The sequence below is a fragment of the Methanosarcina acetivorans C2A genome (assembly GCF_000007345.1).
GTDB lineage: Archaea > Halobacteriota > Methanosarcinia > Methanosarcinales > Methanosarcinaceae > Methanosarcina > Methanosarcina acetivorans.
Genome location: NC_003552.1, coordinates 3,976,483 through 3,993,359, shown reverse-complemented (window position 1 = coordinate 3,993,359; position 16,877 = coordinate 3,976,483). Strand labels below are relative to the sequence as shown.

The window sequence follows — 16,877 nt, the reverse complement described above, 5'->3', positions numbered from 1 at the left end:
CCAATTATTTTTCGATTAACCACGACAAGAACGACCCTGCAAGACCCAGGCCAGCAAGAACATACAGAATACTGGAAACGCCTGCAGGAATTGTATGGACCCCTACCAGATCCGGACCCACAGCAAGACTGGAAAGCAGCATTATTGTGATACTCGTTGCTCCCAGGGACTCTGTTTTGGCGTACATCAACAGAGACAGGAATAAAATTATAATAACGTATAACCAGTACCCAAAAACCGGGACAAGGACCTCATTCACCGGAACAGCAACAGCCTGTGCAGACTGTGAGCTGTTCGTGAAACTAATCCTGGTGAAATTCTGGATAGCTGAGTAGTTAGAATAATCCGTAGCTGGTATAGTCGAATTACTGAGATTATTCAGGCTCTTGTAAGCTATATTCGGGTCAATTGTCGGAGGCCATTCTCCCCAGGCTGTCAGGGTCATTGTTCCCTCTGAGTCGAGTTTTTATTTTTTGTATAATCTCTTGTCGATTTTTATACATTTTATACAGTGAAAGAATTATGAAAGTTTTTATTATCACGATGTCACCCCAATACTTTTTTCTTAGCGATATACTCCCCACCTGCAACAAGGGCAGATAAAAAAATTATTACAGGTGTTTGGACTGTTTCCGGGAGGTTCAAAAATCCCCAGATATAAGAAGAAGCAAGAACAGCAGTTCCGAGGATCATTCCAATCTCAATGTAAGCCTTCCCGAACATCATCATACAGACAATTGCAGCAAATACCAGAATTCCGTTTATAATTCCTCGGGGCATGTCGGGAGGAAATATCGGATTACTTGAAGGAAACCCTCGAAAAAATAGAACAGGATAAGCCCCACTATACCTGTTTCCTTCATCATTCATTATATCAAAACTAACCAGGTAATTATTTCCAGCAGATCCGGTATAACTGAAGGTTCCGGACTGAGTGGAAACGTTGGAACTATAGACGGGTCCTGAATCGTCATAAATAGTGCAGTTAGCATAGTTTGTATTCCCCTGTGTAACCTCATAGTCTAATGTTATCGTTTTTGTATCAGCATCTGTTGTCAAATCAAATGATAACCAGTCTGAGGAATAATTCGTAATATTTTCATCCTGTACGATGTCCCCGGATTGAGTCAGATAAATATCCTGCCGGAGTGTGGTCCCGTTAATAATCGTGTTTGGCAGGGATCCTGTTGTATAACCGCTTTTTGAAACCGTTAAATCATAAACCCCATTATAAACCGGCCAAAAATAGTAATACCCGTCAGAGTCGCTTAAAATGGCTGCTGTAGCTGAGGAGTTAGAAAGCTGGCAATTTACACTGGAAATCGGCTCATTAGTATCTGCGTCGAAGACATACCCATAGATACCGCCATAGTTCGCTGGGTAGACCTGGATGTAATTTGTTTTTGTTTCAGTACCGGTCCCTTCGGCATTTGTAGCAGTATGTGTTATGGAGTATATCCCAGCATCATTGAATGTCACCGTCATGTCCTGGGTATCGGTTTGATAAACGTCGTCAATCTCCCATGTCCACGAGGTTGGGTTTCCAGTCGATGTATCTGTAAATAAAACCGTTAATGGGGCAGTACCGTATGTAACATTTGCTGTGAAATCCGTGCCCGCTATCGTTGGCTCAGAGACTGTAATGTAATTGTTTTTGACTTTGGTCTTTGAGTATGTGCCGTTTAATGCACTTGCCGTAAAAGTTACCGTGTAAGTTCCCGCACTTGTGTAAGTATGAACCGGATTTTGTTCTATGCTACTGCTTCCATCCCCGAAGTTCCAGGACCATTCATCTGGTGACCCGGTAGATAGATCCGCGAACTGAACGGTCAGGGGGTACTGGCCAGTAGTGACGTTGGCAGAGAATTCACACCCAAGACAACCCGGACCGCCGGATGTTATTGTTATGTAGTTATATTTTGTTGTGCTATCTGCATCGGTACCGTTATAAACGGTTAATGCAACCGAGAAGGTTCCGATCGTACCATACGTCACAATCGGGCTTTCTGCTGTCGAGTCAATTATCCCGTCATTCGTAAAGTCCCATTCCCAAGAATCCGGAGAGCCTGCAGAATCATCAAAAAACTGTACCTGGTTCCCAACTCCGGTTGATGTTGTATTGGCATGAAAATCAGCTGTAACACTGCCGCCGCCCCCGCTCCCAACTACAGTTATGTAATTTGTTTTATTTTCCCAATCCGTCGCAACCCCATCAGAAACAGAATGATTTACACTGTATATTCCACCCGATGTGTAAGTGTGAGAAGGGCTTTCACTTGCTGAGGTATATCCGTCTCCGAACTCCCAATAATAATCTGAAATATTGCCGAATGACGTATCTGTGAAATTAACCGTCAGTGGCGCATACCCACTTGTAACATCAGCGGTAAACGATGCCCCCACAGCGCCATTGGTTATAAAATCGTGACCAAATGTATACGAAGATGAAATTAGTCCCGGTATCGTATCGACTACGCTATTAGTTGAAACATCAATTACATATATCGTGTCGGATGAAGCAGAGTGAGCATAGAGTAATGTACCTGCCGCATTGAAGTCCACCCCAACTATAGACGATCCAATGGCGATATTTGTAACGATTGCATTTGTTGATGTATCCATAACGGTTACACCATTAGATGTGCCAGCATACACCATCGATCCATCCGATGATATTTGAATACAATAATCTTGGTATAGTACCGGCACGCCTGTTATTATCGTATCAGATGTCGTATTTATAACGACTATATAACTTCCCGCATAAGCCGCAGCATAAGCACGATCCGTCGTTGGGGAGAATATAACGTCATAAGTACTACCATATGTGTTATGCATTTGACTTTCATATGTACCAGTCGCTGAACTCGTTAAGTTAATAATATAAATGTAGTTTGCTGCTGCCGTTATGTACATTTTATTTCCATCACTTGATATGTCCAACCCCCGGCAGTAATCCAGATTCGCACTTGTTATGGTTCCAATAAGTGTATTGTTTAAAGTCCAGAATACATCTATGTGCCCTGTCGTTGATGCCTGCTCTACAGCATAATATTTTTCACCATCTTTTGATACAATTATGTGATTTCCGGTACTTGACCCATATCCACCGGTAAACAAAGCATCAACTGTACCAGTCTGTTGATCTATTACAATTATTTTATCATCAGTTGATGTCTGGCCCAAGAAACGAACGACACCGGTGATAGGATCAACACACATATTATTTACATTGTAGACAGTGCTTGTAACCGAAATGTTCGTTATGTTCCCGCTACTAAGTTCAACTGCCTGTACTTCGTGTGCTGACGATGAAGACGTTCCTATATACGCATATTCAGCGGCGTGTACGACACCTGCACTACACAGACTAATAAAACATATAAAGAACAATATCAGTCCTATTTTTCTAAATATATTCATCTCCTTCCCCGCCTAGTCCCATTGAAACCCCTTGACATCCTGTATGTTGAATTGTCCTCAACTCCGAAGACTTCCAGGATTCCAGAAATAACCGCGAGAATTACAAAAGTAAAAAGTACAAACTGTCTGTTCCCAACCGCAAAAGCGTAATTTTCTTCTGCTTCTCCCCCCATACCCTGAGCAACAGATTTCTGATAATCAAAAGCTGGCTGGGTATAGAGGAAAATAAGTCCTATACCAAAAATTGTAGCAAGGAATTTTACTGCAGCTCCGAGTGCTCCTACCATTTGACCACCTTACTTTGGTACAAATTGTGTACCTGCTGCAGCTGCTCCGGTTGCAGCTCCCCCGCCATTCAGGTAAAGTAAAGCCAGAAGGGTTGCACCTGTGATTATAATCACGATAATGATTAGTTTTTTCAGGTCGTGATTCGCGCTTGCTTCTGCTTTTCTTTTTATGTATATCTCATTGGCTGCGTAGGTTTCAGGGTTGTGCCTATCGATATAATCCTCGACATCATGAATCCGTATGACCTTAAAACCATTGAGAACCAGGCCCCCGTCTTTAATATCTTTGTACTTTGTGAGAAAATCCCGGGTTTCCTGGTCTATCTGCTTATCCCAGAAATCATCAAAAGAAATTTTAATAAATTCATTCTCTCCAGTCTTTTCGTTTTTCTTCCAATATCCCCCATCATTGGTGACATTTTTCAATAGATCAATGAGGTAATTAGCTCGAAGGATTGCGTTTTCAAATTCTCTTTTTGTTTTCAATCCCATCTCGGATTTCATATAACTAATGAGCTCGTTTATTTCGGGTCTTACTGCTCTTGTGTTGTCTTCGTTCACCATGATCGAGGGCCTGCCAAACAAAATGAAAACGTCTTTTGGGTCTGATTCGAATTCGTGTGTTACCATTGCTTTTTTTCCGATCCCATCAAAGACTTTCCAGAGATTTGACTCCATTTTTGCCGGCCGTATATCAAGTACGATATCATCTCTAAGCATGCATACAAAATTACGCCGTTTTACAATAGTCCAGAAAATCGGAAATGCATCCGGGAACTTCACGAAGAACAGGACCATAGCCACGGGAAACAATGCAAGAAGTTCAACAATTACAATTAAATAATCGGGTACATTCATCACAGTCATTTTACATCATTCCCTCGTTGCTGTTTTCTTTTCTTCCGAATAGCATTTCTTTCAGACTTGCTCGGTTGTTCTGGGTTTCAGACTGCTGGATTATTCTGCTTTCACTGGACCTGGTCATCAGGAAACCGCCCTGAGACAGGCTCTTTTCTCCGATATAGACCATAGCGAGGTTGTCGAAGGCCCTTTCATCGAAGTTTGAGAGCTCTTTCCGGGATAATTTCGAAAACGACTTCGCCCGGATACTATCAAAATAGAAATCCAGATCTGCAATGTCTCCGGGAACGAAATTCCCAAGACTTATAATTTTAGAAGTAGGACCCCAATGCTCTTCCGAGATTTCCTTAGGGGCATTGAATTGTGAAACGAATTTTAGAATTTCAACTCCTGAGCCTCCACCATATCCCATGTAAGGGTATTGAGCAGGGTTGAAAGTGTTCATGTTAATCGGAGTATTCGGCTGCTGCATTTTTCACACCTGTTCAAACTTTTCCTTTTGTGATTTTTTCCCAGATTTTCGAGAAGTCAATTTTTGTATTTTCCTCTGCTAAAATTGCAAGTTTGGCGAGGGCCATAAGGAAACATAAGCCGGATAGTAATCCGTAAAGTCTCGCGAATACAATCGACCGCTGTGTAACTGTATAATCGATAGCGGTACTGTTTGAGATGACTACGTATGTCCATGTAATCTCGGAACTACTAAGAGCAAGAACTAAAAAAATTGCTGAACTTAATATCAGAAAAATAAAATTAACCCCGTTCATTTGCCAGCCATAAAACATCAGGAAGAGTGCGATTAAAGATAGAAAAATAAAAAAAGTAATATCCATGCTGGATACTCCTTTAGAAACTTTCTTGTTTTTATCCTAACATTGTCAAAACCGACAACACCACCACTACACCGAGAATCTGAGGGATGATACCGATTGATTTCGTTGTAGATATGGCCTGGTCACTCTGTTTAGCCTGGAGAGCTATCCAATCTGAGTCGTTTGTAGAGGCCACCGCAGCCGCCGATGCCTGGTCGACCGGTGCTATCATGCTGGGTATGTACATATTTATCATTATCAGCATCACAACACCGATAACAAGACCAATGATACCCAGAGCCGCCTTTTCGTCTTCGAAAAAACCCTTTATTAGAGTCTCCTGTGATCTGTTTATACCTCTGTGTTTTTCGTGAAACTGTTTAGATTTTAAAGACCTCGTATTTTCACCTCATAAAAATTTTCGTCTTATGTTCTATATACTACATCTAACATATATGTTATATATGTTATAACTCTGTTTTTCTCTTACAAAAACATATATCTGAAAATAACTATATATAATTATGCAACTGAGTGGAAAACTCGGTCTATCTATAAAAACAACTTTATAAAAAACATAACATAAAAGTGATAAATGATGTACGGTACACCACGTGAACGTTCAGAGCCATATGTTGTCAGACCGTTTGTTGCATTTTTGGATGCAGTTACAGATGCGGAAACTGCAAATGATCCTGTGGCGCTTGGGAACCTTTCTGAAATGGGTTATACCCTGGGATCACTTGTTCTAAAAGAAGAAGAAGGGGAGGCTATCAGGGCCCTGAAAAAAGAAAAAATGTCTGCTCAGCTCAGAGTATTCAGACACTACGAAAATTGGATTAAGTCCGAAAAAACCGAAAATCCGGATTTCAAGGCCAGGATGCTGCAGGAGCGAGATTACGTAAAGTATGAGGTTTCGAAGATAATTGAGAGATACATCATAAGGATCTGTACATATTCGTTTAAGCGCGGTCCGTTGAAAATGGTATCCGTTGACAAGGATTATGAAAACAAGCTATTTTTTGAAAAAGAGGATGCAGTTGCGGACGCAAAGGAAGAGCTAGAGGATTTAATGAGATTGTACCGGATCGGGGTGTAATATGGTAGCAATCGGCGAAGCTCCTGATGACATAGAAACTTTCGGGGAGTTTGAAAAAACCAAAATGGTTGACCCTGACGATGTTTCTAGGAAATTCAACCAGTATAACATTTTCATAAATAACACAAGAATGAAAATTTCTCCCAGAATCGACGACTCTGCTTTTTTGGCGCTGATTGGTCCCCGCCGAACCGGAAAGAGTGAACTGTCACTTGCTACGGCTTTTGCAATCGATCCGGATTTTCCCATTGATAATATTTGTTTTAGTTTCGATGAGCTTAAAGCATTATTAACCGATGACACGATAAGGAAGCAACCGGTCGTATGGGAAGAAGCTTCGGTTACTGCATATAACAGGGAATTCATGGACGAGGTAAATATTTTACTTAATAAATATTTCCAGGTCTTTGGGTTCCGGAACCTAGCGGTTATCGCAAACTTCCAGCATATCAATCTACTTGACTATCAGGTCAGGATGCAACTTGATGTGTTGTTGAGATGCAAGTCCTATTATGGCACAGATCCGCAAGGAAATACCTTTACTCGAAAAACAGTGTTTCCCTTCAAGGTCCTAAACGATGGAATCAATGAGCCATTGATTGTAAAATATAAAGTGCCTGGTGATATGGGATACGATGTTATAGGGGAAATCCCGGTGCCGCAAATTGATATCCTCCACAAGATGTACGGAATAAAAAATAGGGCATTGGTATTTAATTATAGTTATATATTATGAAAACCTATATTTCTGCATGAACTGCCCAAGATGCAAAAGTTCCAATCACACAAAAAACGGTATAGTTTGTGGACGTCAACGCTACAAATGCCACGATTGTGGATATAACTATTCAGTCGAGCTAAAATCAACTGCTAGTTCTCCTTTAGTTAAGAGACAGGCTTTGCAACTTTATCTTGAGGGATTAGGATTTCGTTCAATAGGACGATTTTTAGGGGTAAGTCATGTTTCTGTCCAAAAATGGATAAAGAAATTTGGTCAGGAGATAGAGGAGCTAAAAAGCGAAAATGAGCTATCTATTGTTGAACTGGATGAGATGCACACTTACATCGGTAACAAAAAAAATATTGCTGGATCTGGATTGCTGTTGATAGAGTTGGGAAAAAATTCATCAACTGCTCTTTTGGTAGCAGAGGAACGAAAACTGGACAACTACTCTGGGAAAAATTAAAGAAGAAAGAGATTGGAGAAGTGATGACTGATCACTGGAGGGCATATGCAGAGTTTATTCCTGAAACCATTCATACTCAATCCAAAGCAGAAACGTATACAGTTGAAGGATATAACGGCATACTAAGGCACTTTCTGGCAAGGTTGAGACGAAAGACAAAGTGTTATACGAAGAGTCTTGAAATGCTAAAGTACTCTGTTCTTCTATTGATGAAAAACAGAAATAAAGAGTTATCTATATTTAATTAAAAATACCCAATTTTTAATTCATTTCCAACAAGAATAGATTCATTTTTATCACTCTCTCTTCTTTTCTCGTCTGTTCAGTATAAAATAGCATGCTGGAGTGGTTTTGCAAACCTGGACTTCTACTTAGGGTAATAGGCAGGAGAATCTGCACTGTGGACTGCAACAGGGCAGTTGATTTTCTTTTTTAAGATGGAAATCGGTATGGATTTTTCTGTATATAATATTCTAAAATATATGTTAGTTTCAGAAGGCAACGCCTTGAAACTACGCATAGCAACCTTCAACCTTGAAAACCTTGATTTCCAAAATCCCGGCCAAAAACCGACACTGGAAAGGTGCATTCATTGTTATGCTCTCAACTACAGAGAATCAACGTTGACATTCTTTATCTCCAGTGAGATACATAGATAGAAAAGGTGAAAAGCTCGCCACTTATGCCATCAAGAATTACCAAGTGGTATTGATTTTCTTTTATGATATGAGATTTATGTTCAGGTGTTATCAAATATTGAATGATAGCAACGAGCGAGTAAACATTCTGAAATTAAAACTAATAAGGGGAGATTGATGAACGAAAATAACTAATTTTCAGGTACAGTTATAAACGGCCAGCTCCAGCTTTTGCAACCTGAAAACTTAGCAGGTACCTCTGTTCGATTGACTCGTATACAGATGCAGGAAGCTCAAACTCCAGAATCCGCCGAACTTGACTTGACCGAATATGAAGAAAAAGAGATCATGATTCGAGGCCATGAAGGCGATAAATGGATTTTTTCCGCTGAGGTAATCGATCAGTCGGGGCTAATTCTTACGGCTGTTGTAAAGAAACTGTTCAGTCAATAAGAATTCGATTCTCTTTCTAAGCAGTTTCAACTAGTAATTAATGACAGTTGAGATGAGATGACAAATTTCAAAATTATTTCTTATAGAACTCTGTAGAGTATTTGAGTCACCTTTTGGCTTAGTGCCTATCCGAAAAGTCGGTAATGCGATCGAAAAGTTACAGCAGGTCTATAATAGCAGGGCATCCTCTTCGGTTTTGCATATTGCTAATGGTAAGTTACAATAGGTCACAACACTTTTCGGATAGGCTCTTATTACAGGGTTATTTTTCAATTAATCTTCAGGAGGTAAATTTTTGAAACTACGCATAGCAACTTTCAACCTTGAAAACCTTGATTTTCAAAAGTCTAACAAAGAACCGACATTGGAAGAGCGCATTGCAGTTATGCGACCTCAACTACAGAGAGTCAATGCCGATATCCTCTGTCTTCAGGAAGTCAACGGCCAGGAAGAGGTAGGCCATCCTCGCCGCCTCCTGGCTCTGGAAGCTCTTCTCAAAGATACGCAATATGCCAGCTTTAACAGGGTATCGACAGTGGACGAAGGCGGGTCACAGGTTTACGATGAGCGCAATCTCGTTATCCTGAGCCGCTGTGAGATCCTGGAGCACCATCAGTACAAACACAATTTTGCTTCCGCTCCACTTTACAGGATAGTAACAGCAATAGCGAACGGCGGGGAAGAACAAACTGCTAAAGAAATCACCTGGGAGAGGCCGATCCTTCACGCCAAAATCAAGGTTGGAGAAAAAGTTATGGATGTTATCAATCTTCATCTAAAATCCAAAATACCTACGTATATTCCAGGCCAGAAACTGGACAACTACACCTGGAAAACAGCTTCAGGCTGGGCAGAGGGCTTTTTTATCTCTTCCATGAAAAGAGTAGGACAGGCTCTGGAAGCCAGGATGTTAATTGATGATTTATTCAATAAAACTGAAAATCCCTGGATTGTAGTCTGCGGAGACTTCAATTCGGAATTCGATGACGTGCCTGTGGAAGCTATTCGGGGGAGGGTTGAAAATACAGGAAACGGCGAACTGGCAAGACGCATCATGTTTCCCTGTGAAATGAGCATCCCTGAATCAACCCGTTTTTCGCTTTATCACCAGGGAAAAGGGAATATGCTGGACCATTTGCTGGTATGCAGGGATATGCTGGCGTACTATAAGGGTTCCGAGGTACATAACGAGCTTTTGCATGATGAATCGATCGCCTTCGCGACAGACATTAAATTTCCGGAATCGGATCATTCACCGGTGATTGCGGAATTTGAAATGCCTGATTGAACTACCCGACGATTTTTAAACTAAACTTGTAACCGTTCCATATTCTATGTATAAAGATGATTCCTGTACGGACAAGAGATGATAGATGACCGGAAATTCTCGGACAATATCTACAGCGCCAGTGTTCACAGCCACGAGCTGAGTGCAAGACGAGGCTTTAAGGGTTTGATGAAAAAGTACAGGCAGCGGTTCAGGAAAATACTTGAAGGGATGAGGAGTAAAAGACTTCACTTCACCAAAATAGTGACGTAAAAAAGATCTATGATCGAACCCTCTCCTTCCCAGTCACGCCAGTTTTTAATGCTAAGCTTGTAAGATCCCGTTCCAGGTGCGCGAAACTGGAACACTCGCACGCCTGCTGCACCAATTGCATCTCCCGTTTTCTCAAAGCTGTCACCTACCATTTCCAGTCCTCCGGCAGTTTCAATTTCCCATCGGTAGCCGGTGGTGGGATTCTCATTTAAGCGTACATTTATGAGGCTCTGAGCCTCAACCTCTAAGGTACGGCCCTTGTCCTGTTCATTTAATATCATCGCAAACTTCTCCGATAAAGGCTTCATGCCTCTATTTTCTAAAAAAACAGCTGCAGAGACGTCTGTTTTAGCAGACTCTTCTAAGTTTACATCTCTCATCGAGACGCTTCCAATCTGTACCGGGTGTGATTCGGTCTTTCTGGATCTGAAGAATGCAGGAAGATATTCTCGTACTATGGCTAAAGTCAACACTATGGTTAAAGTCAACACTATGGCTAAGGTCAATGTTTGTCTGCTTTGTCTTTACCAGCATATTATATTGTTTTATCAGGAGACCACCGGAAGTCTCCTGAATAAAAGGATATATTGGACAGATATCCTGTTCCTATAATCTCTCCTTTTTTCTATTTTTCCTGTTTTATGCATGGGGCAGAGGCATGTCTCGGCTGAGAGTTTCGCGAGCTCTACTCCTGGAACTCTCGAGTTCAAGTCCGAAATTCCCTGTTTCAACCCATTTCATTGAGATAAGAGACCAGAAGTCCAGTGCAAATTTGTTCAGGGCATATTCATAAGGCAGCCATCCATACCCCTTATCACCCCAGGCTGTGCCCCAGGAATTGCGGATCAAAAAGGCACCGGTGGTTTCTTTGTTGCTGAGGGTATTTCTGATCTTCATGTTATCATCATAGCCGACTGCAACGACCGCGTGGCCCCATATTGACCTCTCATCGGGACCCGGGAAAGGAATTCCACCTTTAACATCTGTATCCTTAAAGGAGGGAAACCCGTAAAAGCCGAACATTGAGGGAATTCCTGCCGCAAGGTACTTCTTCACGCTGAGGATGACATCTTCAGGTGGTAAATTCATGCCCTGCGGGTCATGGCAGAAGTAGTTAAGGGCTTCGAAGTTGTCGGCAAGCGAATATACAAAGCTTGAAGGTTCGTCGTCAAATGTCGGTTCTCCGTCCGGTCCCGGAGTTTTCCTGCTGGTGTAGGGAAAATACTTTTCAGGCGGGACACCGCAAAGAGCCAGTGCTCCCATGGTGTTCCGGAGCCAGGCTCCGGTGTCTCCCTTGACTCCCATCAGGTTTCTGGTCGTCTTGTAGACAAAAAATCTTGACCCGTCAATATGTTTCCCAAAGGCTCGTCGCTCAAAGTACTCTACCACTCCTACACCTGCGTGGGCGGTACAGGAGCCCAGATCCATTTGATCTTCAATCGGCGAACACCAATTCCTGAAGTCTATGGAAACAGGCAGTTCCAGAGTTTTTGTTTCCTTTCTGGAAGTCGGAATTCCGAGTTTTTCTGCCATCTCGGGAATCTGAGCGCTTTCTTCTGTGTAATCTTTTAAGGACGGTAACGGAGGGAGCCAGCCGGTTCCAAAACTTTTTCCCATTTCCGGAATTTTCACCTTTTCGAAGGCAGCTACTATTCCAATCATTTCATTACCCCACTCATTTTGCTTTACTGCTTTTTGTATCCCACAAAATAATCCGTCTACTTTAACTATTAATTATTTCCAATTGTATGTTCGTATCACGCTTCTGATTTTCTGCTCTGTATACGTCTCTGTTCCTGCACCAATTAAACCTGGAAAATGACCGGTTCGGAAAAGGCATTTAGGGTGTCTGCGACTCGTCAACACCAAGCAGCCTGAAAGTAACAGCTAAATTCATCCGGACAATGTCCAGTGCAAGACCGCAGTTGATGTGATCAAGCGTATCATTAGCGGTATGTACGTTGGTATTTGAACTATCAGTTCCTTCAATCGTGAGAACTGCAGGGATAAGCTCATCGATGAAAGGTACGTGATCACTTGCAAAGGGGTTCTCTGATGTCTGGACAGCCAGTGATGTGTATGTCGAAGCTGCTTCGGCAAGTTCTCCCATTATAGTCCTTGAAACTGGAGCTCCTTCGAGCAAGACAGTTGGCGATGCGGTATTTAAGGTCGCAACCATGTCCATGTTGATAACTGCACTGATACGGGCGCGTTCACTGGTCGCCAATCCGCTGACATATTGTTTGCTCCCGTGAAGGCCCTGTTCCTCCCCGCCAAAAAGAATGAGACGCAGGTCTTGTTTTGCAGGATGTTCAGCAAGCACGCGTGCGATCTCCAGAACCCCTGCAGCACCGCTTGCATTGTCATCCGCACCCGGGGCGGGTGCCTCCCTTCCCCCGGTGAGGTTTACCGAGTCCAGGTGAGCAGTAACAAGTATCAGTTTACGGGCTCCACTTTCATTGCCCGAACGATCCGCAATGACATTATAGCTTTCGCCACTTCCAACATTTATTGGAATCAATTCCACCTGGTAACCAAAGTTTTGCAACTGATCTGTCGCCCAGGTTGCTGCGCTGGTAAATTGAGAGCTTAAGGAATGACGAGTCAGGAAATTCACCAGCGAACTCAGATAATAATTGTATGTGGATTGTGACACAGCTTCAATGTTTGCCTGCATCCTTGGAACGGCTTCCCGGGCTTCAGGTTTGATTATATCCATAACCACGCTGTCCATTGCCAGCGGACGTATCGTCCACCAGTCCCCCTCGCCTTCAGTGAAACGGCTTACTTCCTCGGGGAGCAAATCGACTACTAAATAACGGCCTTTTTCTATGGCTACCCTGGCTTCAGGATATGTATCCTGGAATGCCCTCCCGATCTGAATGATAAGATAAAGCTGGCCTTCCAGCTCTCGACCTTCTACCCGGTCAAGACTTATGCCTGCCTTTCTGGCTTTATTGGTGAAAGCGTTCCATTCTTCGGAATCTGTCCATACTACAGTCTGATCCCCAAGCCGAACCCAATGTGCTCCAAAATTCCTCGCCGCCGATTCCTCAGCACTGTGTTTTTCGCCGGAGTCCGAGAGTACTATATACCTCCCCGTTATCTCACCTCCGAATGCAGGTCAGGAAGATGCTGGCAACTGCCTCACCTTCAGAATCTCCGCATCAATCTGAAGGATTTCCAGGATTCGAGGTGGCCGGGCATTGCCTTCAAAAGATACACGCACTCGCCCGGGGCCCTCCATCTCCCAGTGTCCGTTAATTCCGCGAGAGGCATCAGTAGGGCCAATTTCCCAATCGATGAACACTCCATCTGGCCTGAACTCAATCCCCCCCCTACCGCGAGCTCGCGGAAACTCGTACTCAACTGGCCTGTATACAGTTATTCCATTCGTATCTTCCTCAAAGGAGTGTATCCATATCCGGAAGATCTCTTCAGGTAATTCGGTCATATTTTATCCTTTATATTTGCCCTTGCCAAAAGAAGTCATCAGTTACCCGGTCCATATATTCATAGCCGGTTACTGACAGGCCCTATTTTTTGAGTTATCCATTATTTATGATACGGGGAAGAACCGATACCGAGGACGAAACGTCAAGGTATTCCGCCCTCAGACGATACGACATCTATCTTCCTCAGAGATACTTCACATTGGCATAGGCATTTCACCTTCAGACTATGCCCTTTCCATTTTGTCCACAGGCGTTTTACCTTGGCATAGGCATTTCACGCTTGGATGGTGCTTCTTTCTTTTCTGTTTCTTCCACTCTCGCCAGGAACGATGATCTTGGTCCGTCAAGACATGCATTTACACGAGTTGCCTGGCCCTGTGTGAACATAACCATACATTTATCGTCTACGTAATCCATGTAATTCATGAACATATCGCCATTTGGTCCATTGCTGCAGCTGACATGTGGATAACTTGGACAGCCAAAATTAGGATCTGCCTGATTTGGAGTATCATCAACCTCATCTGAACGTGAACATGGATCCTCAAAACGCAATTCGTCACCCCAGATATGGTAGAGGTTTAACCAGTGTCCGATTTCATGGGTTGCCGTTCGTCCCTTGTCAAATGGCGGTAAGGCAGTTCCAGTGGTACCAAAAGCTGCATCAACAATAACAACACCATCGGTTTCAGCGGGCCCACCTGGAAATTGCGCGTAACCCAATATGTCTTGACCTATCTCACTTTTAAGCACATGACATACCCAAATATTCAGATAACGATCGGCCGGCCATGCATCCTCACCCCCACTGGATGCGAATTTCACTTCATCGCTGGTAGTGAAAAAGGTCACTGAAGTTTGAGTGCGAGTTATTCCTGTAGTCTGATTTCCATTCGGGTCTTTTGTTGCGAGGAAAAACTCAATCCCCAGGTCTGCTATGAGATTACTCCAGACAGAAGGCACCTGTGACACGTCGGAATTCAACTTGCGGAAGTCTTTATTGAGAATATCTATCTGGCTCTGGATCTGAGCGTCAGAAATATTCTCCTCTTCTTCATTCCATACGACATGAACAACCACAGGGATCTTGACAATTTCCATCCGAGATATTGCTCGAAACCCTTGTTTATATTTGAGAGCCAGATTTTCAATTTGATCGCGTTCTCTGACGTACGACGCAGACCTTAGCAGCCTGTGGTGAACTTCCATTGCTCCGCATCTACGTTGAGTTGGCACTTCAGATGACGCTTCCTCTATCCCTCTACTTTCAAATTTTTCTGCCATTTATACATCCCCCCACTTAGTTATATATTCGGAACATTATTCGGAACTCCAGATGTGTCGATTAATTAGATTCTTTTTGATGGTATCCTAAATTGCTCGCATTTTGATGGACCTGATTATCTATTAATCAACCTATCTGAATCTGAATATGTTATAAATAGATCAATGATACATCTAAAATTTTGATTATCTGTTACATCTGTTACAAACGATTCCTGATTCCGCCACAGACAAATAATGTTTGATTCAGGCAGTTTATTCCACTCTTTCAGCTAAAAATAAATTGAGCTGCTGGTGTCCCATCAATTATATAATTCATATAATTATTATATAACTATTATAGAATTAAATGTACTCAACAATGATCAGAATAAATCAGGACTCTTACTTTTTTATTCAAATTTTTCTCTCATAGGGAAGAACCAGTGTGGGAGGGAGTTAATTAGATATCTCAAAGGTCCCATTAAGGCTCTATTAGTCTATTTTATTCAAAGAATCCTGAACTGTAAATCTAAAAAGAAATATGAAGCATTGGGAGATTTAGCTATTTAACTTTCAATAATATCCCATCAAGTCCAGTCGGACAGATGGTGGATACTTTGTTTTTCGATCGAAAATTTTAAGAGAAGCTCAAATACTCCGGGGCTTTCTATAAGCTTCAAAAGTTTCCTGACAACTTCCGGAGATTTCAACCAGTGTAAGCCTGTTGATTATCCGTTGCCTTATTTCCAATCAGAATCAAATTTGATCGTCTGACAATATGATAAGTAAAAGTCTATGTCAGATGTAAAAGTCTATGTCAGATAGCGGTGAGAGAAGATAATCTGGCTGAAAACGGAGAAACCATAGACCTGTGCGATCAATAAGTGATACTTTATGGAGTAATCTCATTTCCAGATTGGAATATAGAGCTCTCTGTTATGGCAAGATACTCTTATGAGTCGGTATTTTTGAGCCGTCTTTCAAGTTCTGCAATGCTTGCGGCTATCTCAACTCTTATCTGATTTAAACGGAATAGAGATCGGATTCGCTCTGTGTGGGACCAGACGCGATAGAGATATAAATGCTGCGATCAATATAAAGAGTATTGCACTTCGATATGGAAATAATTCACCTTACTATGGCAGGATAAAGCCTGCGGACTTATTCTCGGCGGGAAACGTACGAAGCAGGAAGAATAATCGGATAGTGGGAAAATTATTTCATATCACGAAGAATATATACAATAAATTGAGTCCCGACCCTGTATCTGGTAATTCTATCTTTAGGTCGTCTATCATTCAGGATTGGGGTGCCAGCAGCCGTGCCGTACGGACGCACATATACGATTCCTCTGCACGCTGACCGGAGTAGTTATAAACTAAAACAGCAAAAGTCTCAGACGTTTCAAGTATTGCAGGTGATTTTATGAAACCGATGTTATTGGACTTTTCCGCAACATGGTGTGGACCTTGCAGGATGCAAAAACCTATTCTTGAAGAGCTCGAAAAAAAGTATGGGGATAAGGTTGAGTTCAAGGTTGTCGATGTGGATGAAAACCAGGAACTTGCCTCAAAGTACGGCATACATGCTGTCCCGACCCTGATCATTCAGAAGGATGGGACTGAAGTAAAGCGCTTTATGGGTGTTACCCAGGGCAGTATACTGGCAGCTGAACTTGATAAGCTTCTCTGATCCCTGTATTCTTCTGGATAAAGCCTCCCGGGTTCAGCGAACCTGAGGGAGCACAACTTTTTACCTATTTCTTTTTAGAAGCCTTCTGGCGCAATTTTTCATTCCCAGCCGGAGGTTTTTCATTCTGAAATATTCCTTTGAATGTTCTTCTGTCGTTCTCCTGC

The 16,877-nt window shown here is 42.4% G+C and carries 18 protein-coding genes; 6 read left to right on the top strand and 12 right to left on the bottom strand.

What is annotated here, in order from left to right; genetic code table 11:
* Positions 1-4: 4 nt before the first annotated feature.
* The 7 genes from MA_RS16860 to MA_RS16830 form a co-directional block, all read right to left on the bottom strand.
* Positions 5-445 carry a hypothetical protein gene (locus MA_RS16860; RefSeq protein ID WP_011023164.1) on the bottom strand — a complete coding sequence of 147 codons (441 nt, stop codon included), beginning with the start codon at positions 443-445 and terminating at the stop codon, positions 5-7.
* A 101-nt stretch (positions 446-546) separates the two neighbouring features.
* The gene (locus tag MA_RS24745; RefSeq protein ID WP_011023163.1) at positions 547-3,423 is read right to left on the bottom strand and encodes a PKD domain-containing protein; all 2,877 of its coding nucleotides are present in this window, start codon (positions 3,421-3,423) and stop codon (positions 547-549) included.
* Positions 3,420-3,710: a hypothetical protein gene (locus MA_RS16850; protein ID WP_011023162.1), complete on the bottom strand. Its 291-nt coding sequence runs from the start codon at positions 3,708-3,710 to the stop codon at positions 3,420-3,422. Before MA_RS16850 ends, MA_RS24745 begins: the two co-directional genes overlap by 4 nt.
* Before the next feature lie 9 nt (positions 3,711-3,719).
* A complete protein-coding gene (locus tag MA_RS16845) occupies positions 3,720-4,577 on the bottom strand; it encodes a hypothetical protein (RefSeq protein ID WP_011023161.1) in 858 nt (285 codons plus the stop codon).
* Position 4,578: 1 nt separating this feature from the next.
* Complete coding sequence (locus MA_RS16840; RefSeq protein ID WP_011023160.1) at positions 4,579-5,043, bottom strand: hypothetical protein; 465 nt, start codon at positions 5,041-5,043, stop codon at positions 4,579-4,581.
* Between the two features lie 13 nt (positions 5,044-5,056).
* Positions 5,057-5,404, bottom strand: coding sequence for a hypothetical protein (locus MA_RS16835; protein WP_011023159.1), 348 nt, complete (start codon positions 5,402-5,404; stop codon positions 5,057-5,059).
* A gap of 31 nt (positions 5,405-5,435) precedes the next feature.
* The gene (locus tag MA_RS16830) at positions 5,436-5,648 is read right to left on the bottom strand and encodes a hypothetical protein (RefSeq protein WP_048065641.1); all 213 of its coding nucleotides are present in this window, start codon (positions 5,646-5,648) and stop codon (positions 5,436-5,438) included.
* A 330-nt stretch (positions 5,649-5,978) separates the two neighbouring features.
* Between MA_RS16830 and MA_RS16825 the strand changes: the two genes are divergently transcribed.
* The 5 genes from MA_RS16825 (at position 5,979) to MA_RS16800 (ending at position 10,048) form a co-directional block, all read left to right on the top strand.
* Positions 5,979-6,482, top strand: a complete 504-nt coding sequence (locus MA_RS16825; RefSeq protein ID WP_011023158.1) for a hypothetical protein — start codon at positions 5,979-5,981, stop codon at positions 6,480-6,482.
* A 1-nt stretch (position 6,483) separates the two neighbouring features.
* Complete coding sequence (locus tag MA_RS16820) at positions 6,484-7,218, top strand: hypothetical protein (protein ID WP_011023157.1); 735 nt, start codon at positions 6,484-6,486, stop codon at positions 7,216-7,218.
* Positions 7,219-7,234: 16 nt separating this feature from the next.
* Positions 7,235-7,917 (top strand): IS1-like element ISMac16 family transposase gene (locus MA_RS25790; protein WP_085984852.1). Its coding sequence is split into 2 segments (ribosomal slippage): positions 7,235-7,555 and positions 7,558-7,917, totalling 681 coding nucleotides; the frame shifts between segments, so codons are not numbered across the junction.
* Positions 7,918-8,574: 657 nt separating this feature from the next.
* Positions 8,575-8,760: a hypothetical protein gene (locus MA_RS27345; RefSeq protein ID WP_157860290.1), complete on the top strand. Its 186-nt coding sequence runs from the start codon at positions 8,575-8,577 to the stop codon at positions 8,758-8,760.
* A gap of 295 nt (positions 8,761-9,055) precedes the next feature.
* Positions 9,056-10,048: an endonuclease/exonuclease/phosphatase family protein gene (locus MA_RS16800; protein ID WP_011023154.1), complete on the top strand. Its 993-nt coding sequence runs from the start codon at positions 9,056-9,058 to the stop codon at positions 10,046-10,048.
* Between the two features lie 227 nt (positions 10,049-10,275).
* On the opposite strand, the gene MA_RS28900 is transcribed toward MA_RS16800, so the two are convergent.
* From MA_RS28900 to MA_RS16775, 5 genes are all read right to left on the bottom strand, one after another.
* Entirely contained in the window at positions 10,276-10,806 is a 531-nt protein-coding gene (locus MA_RS28900) for a protease inhibitor I42 family protein (RefSeq protein ID WP_011023153.1), read from the bottom strand.
* 133 nt (positions 10,807-10,939) lie between these two features.
* Positions 10,940-11,962 (bottom strand): C1 family peptidase, encoded by a 1,023-nt coding sequence (locus MA_RS16790; protein ID WP_011023152.1) that lies wholly within the window; start codon positions 11,960-11,962, stop codon positions 10,940-10,942.
* Positions 11,963-12,140: 178 nt separating this feature from the next.
* Entirely contained in the window at positions 12,141-13,103 is a 963-nt protein-coding gene (locus MA_RS16785; protein WP_011023151.1) for a M28 family metallopeptidase, read from the bottom strand.
* 321 nt (positions 13,104-13,424) lie between these two features.
* Complete coding sequence (locus MA_RS28895; RefSeq protein WP_048065638.1) at positions 13,425-13,754, bottom strand: hypothetical protein; 330 nt, start codon at positions 13,752-13,754, stop codon at positions 13,425-13,427.
* Positions 13,755-14,010: 256 nt separating this feature from the next.
* Positions 14,011-15,039, bottom strand: a complete 1,029-nt coding sequence (locus tag MA_RS16775) for an ulilysin (protein WP_011023149.1) — start codon at positions 15,037-15,039, stop codon at positions 14,011-14,013.
* 1,407 nt (positions 15,040-16,446) lie between these two features.
* On the opposite strand from MA_RS16775, the gene trxA reads away from it, so the two are divergent.
* Positions 16,447-16,713, top strand: coding sequence for a thioredoxin (gene trxA / locus MA_RS16770; protein ID WP_048065637.1), 267 nt, complete (start codon positions 16,447-16,449; stop codon positions 16,711-16,713).
* The last annotated feature ends 164 nt before the right edge of the window (positions 16,714-16,877 follow it).

Coding starts and splice junctions, on each gene's coding strand:
- MA_RS16860 (WP_011023164.1), bottom strand. CDS start 445: ATGACCCTGACAGCCTGGGGAGAATGGCCTCCGACAATTGACCCGAAT.
- MA_RS24745 (WP_011023163.1), bottom strand. CDS start 3,423: ATGAATATATTTAGAAAAATAGGACTGATATTGTTCTTTATATGTTTT.
- MA_RS16850 (WP_011023162.1), bottom strand. CDS start 3,710: ATGGTAGGAGCACTCGGAGCTGCAGTAAAATTCCTTGCTACAATTTTT.
- MA_RS16845 (WP_011023161.1), bottom strand. CDS start 4,577: ATGACTGTGATGAATGTACCCGATTATTTAATTGTAATTGTTGAACTT.
- MA_RS16840 (WP_011023160.1), bottom strand. CDS start 5,043: ATGCAGCAGCCGAATACTCCGATTAACATGAACACTTTCAACCCTGCT.
- MA_RS16835 (WP_011023159.1), bottom strand. CDS start 5,404: ATGGATATTACTTTTTTTATTTTTCTATCTTTAATCGCACTCTTCCTG.
- MA_RS16830 (WP_048065641.1), bottom strand. CDS start 5,648: ATGCTGATAATGATAAATATGTACATACCCAGCATGATAGCACCGGTC.
- MA_RS16825 (WP_011023158.1), top strand. CDS start 5,979: ATGATGTACGGTACACCACGTGAACGTTCAGAGCCATATGTTGTCAGA.
- MA_RS16820 (WP_011023157.1), top strand. CDS start 6,484: ATGGTAGCAATCGGCGAAGCTCCTGATGACATAGAAACTTTCGGGGAG.
- MA_RS16790 (WP_011023152.1), bottom strand. CDS start 11,962: ATGATTGGAATAGTAGCTGCCTTCGAAAAGGTGAAAATTCCGGAAATG.
- MA_RS28895 (WP_048065638.1), bottom strand. CDS start 13,754: ATGACCGAATTACCTGAAGAGATCTTCCGGATATGGATACACTCCTTT.
- MA_RS16775 (WP_011023149.1), bottom strand. CDS start 15,039: ATGGCAGAAAAATTTGAAAGTAGAGGGATAGAGGAAGCGTCATCTGAA.
- trxA (WP_048065637.1), top strand. CDS start 16,447: ATGAAACCGATGTTATTGGACTTTTCCGCAACATGGTGTGGACCTTGC.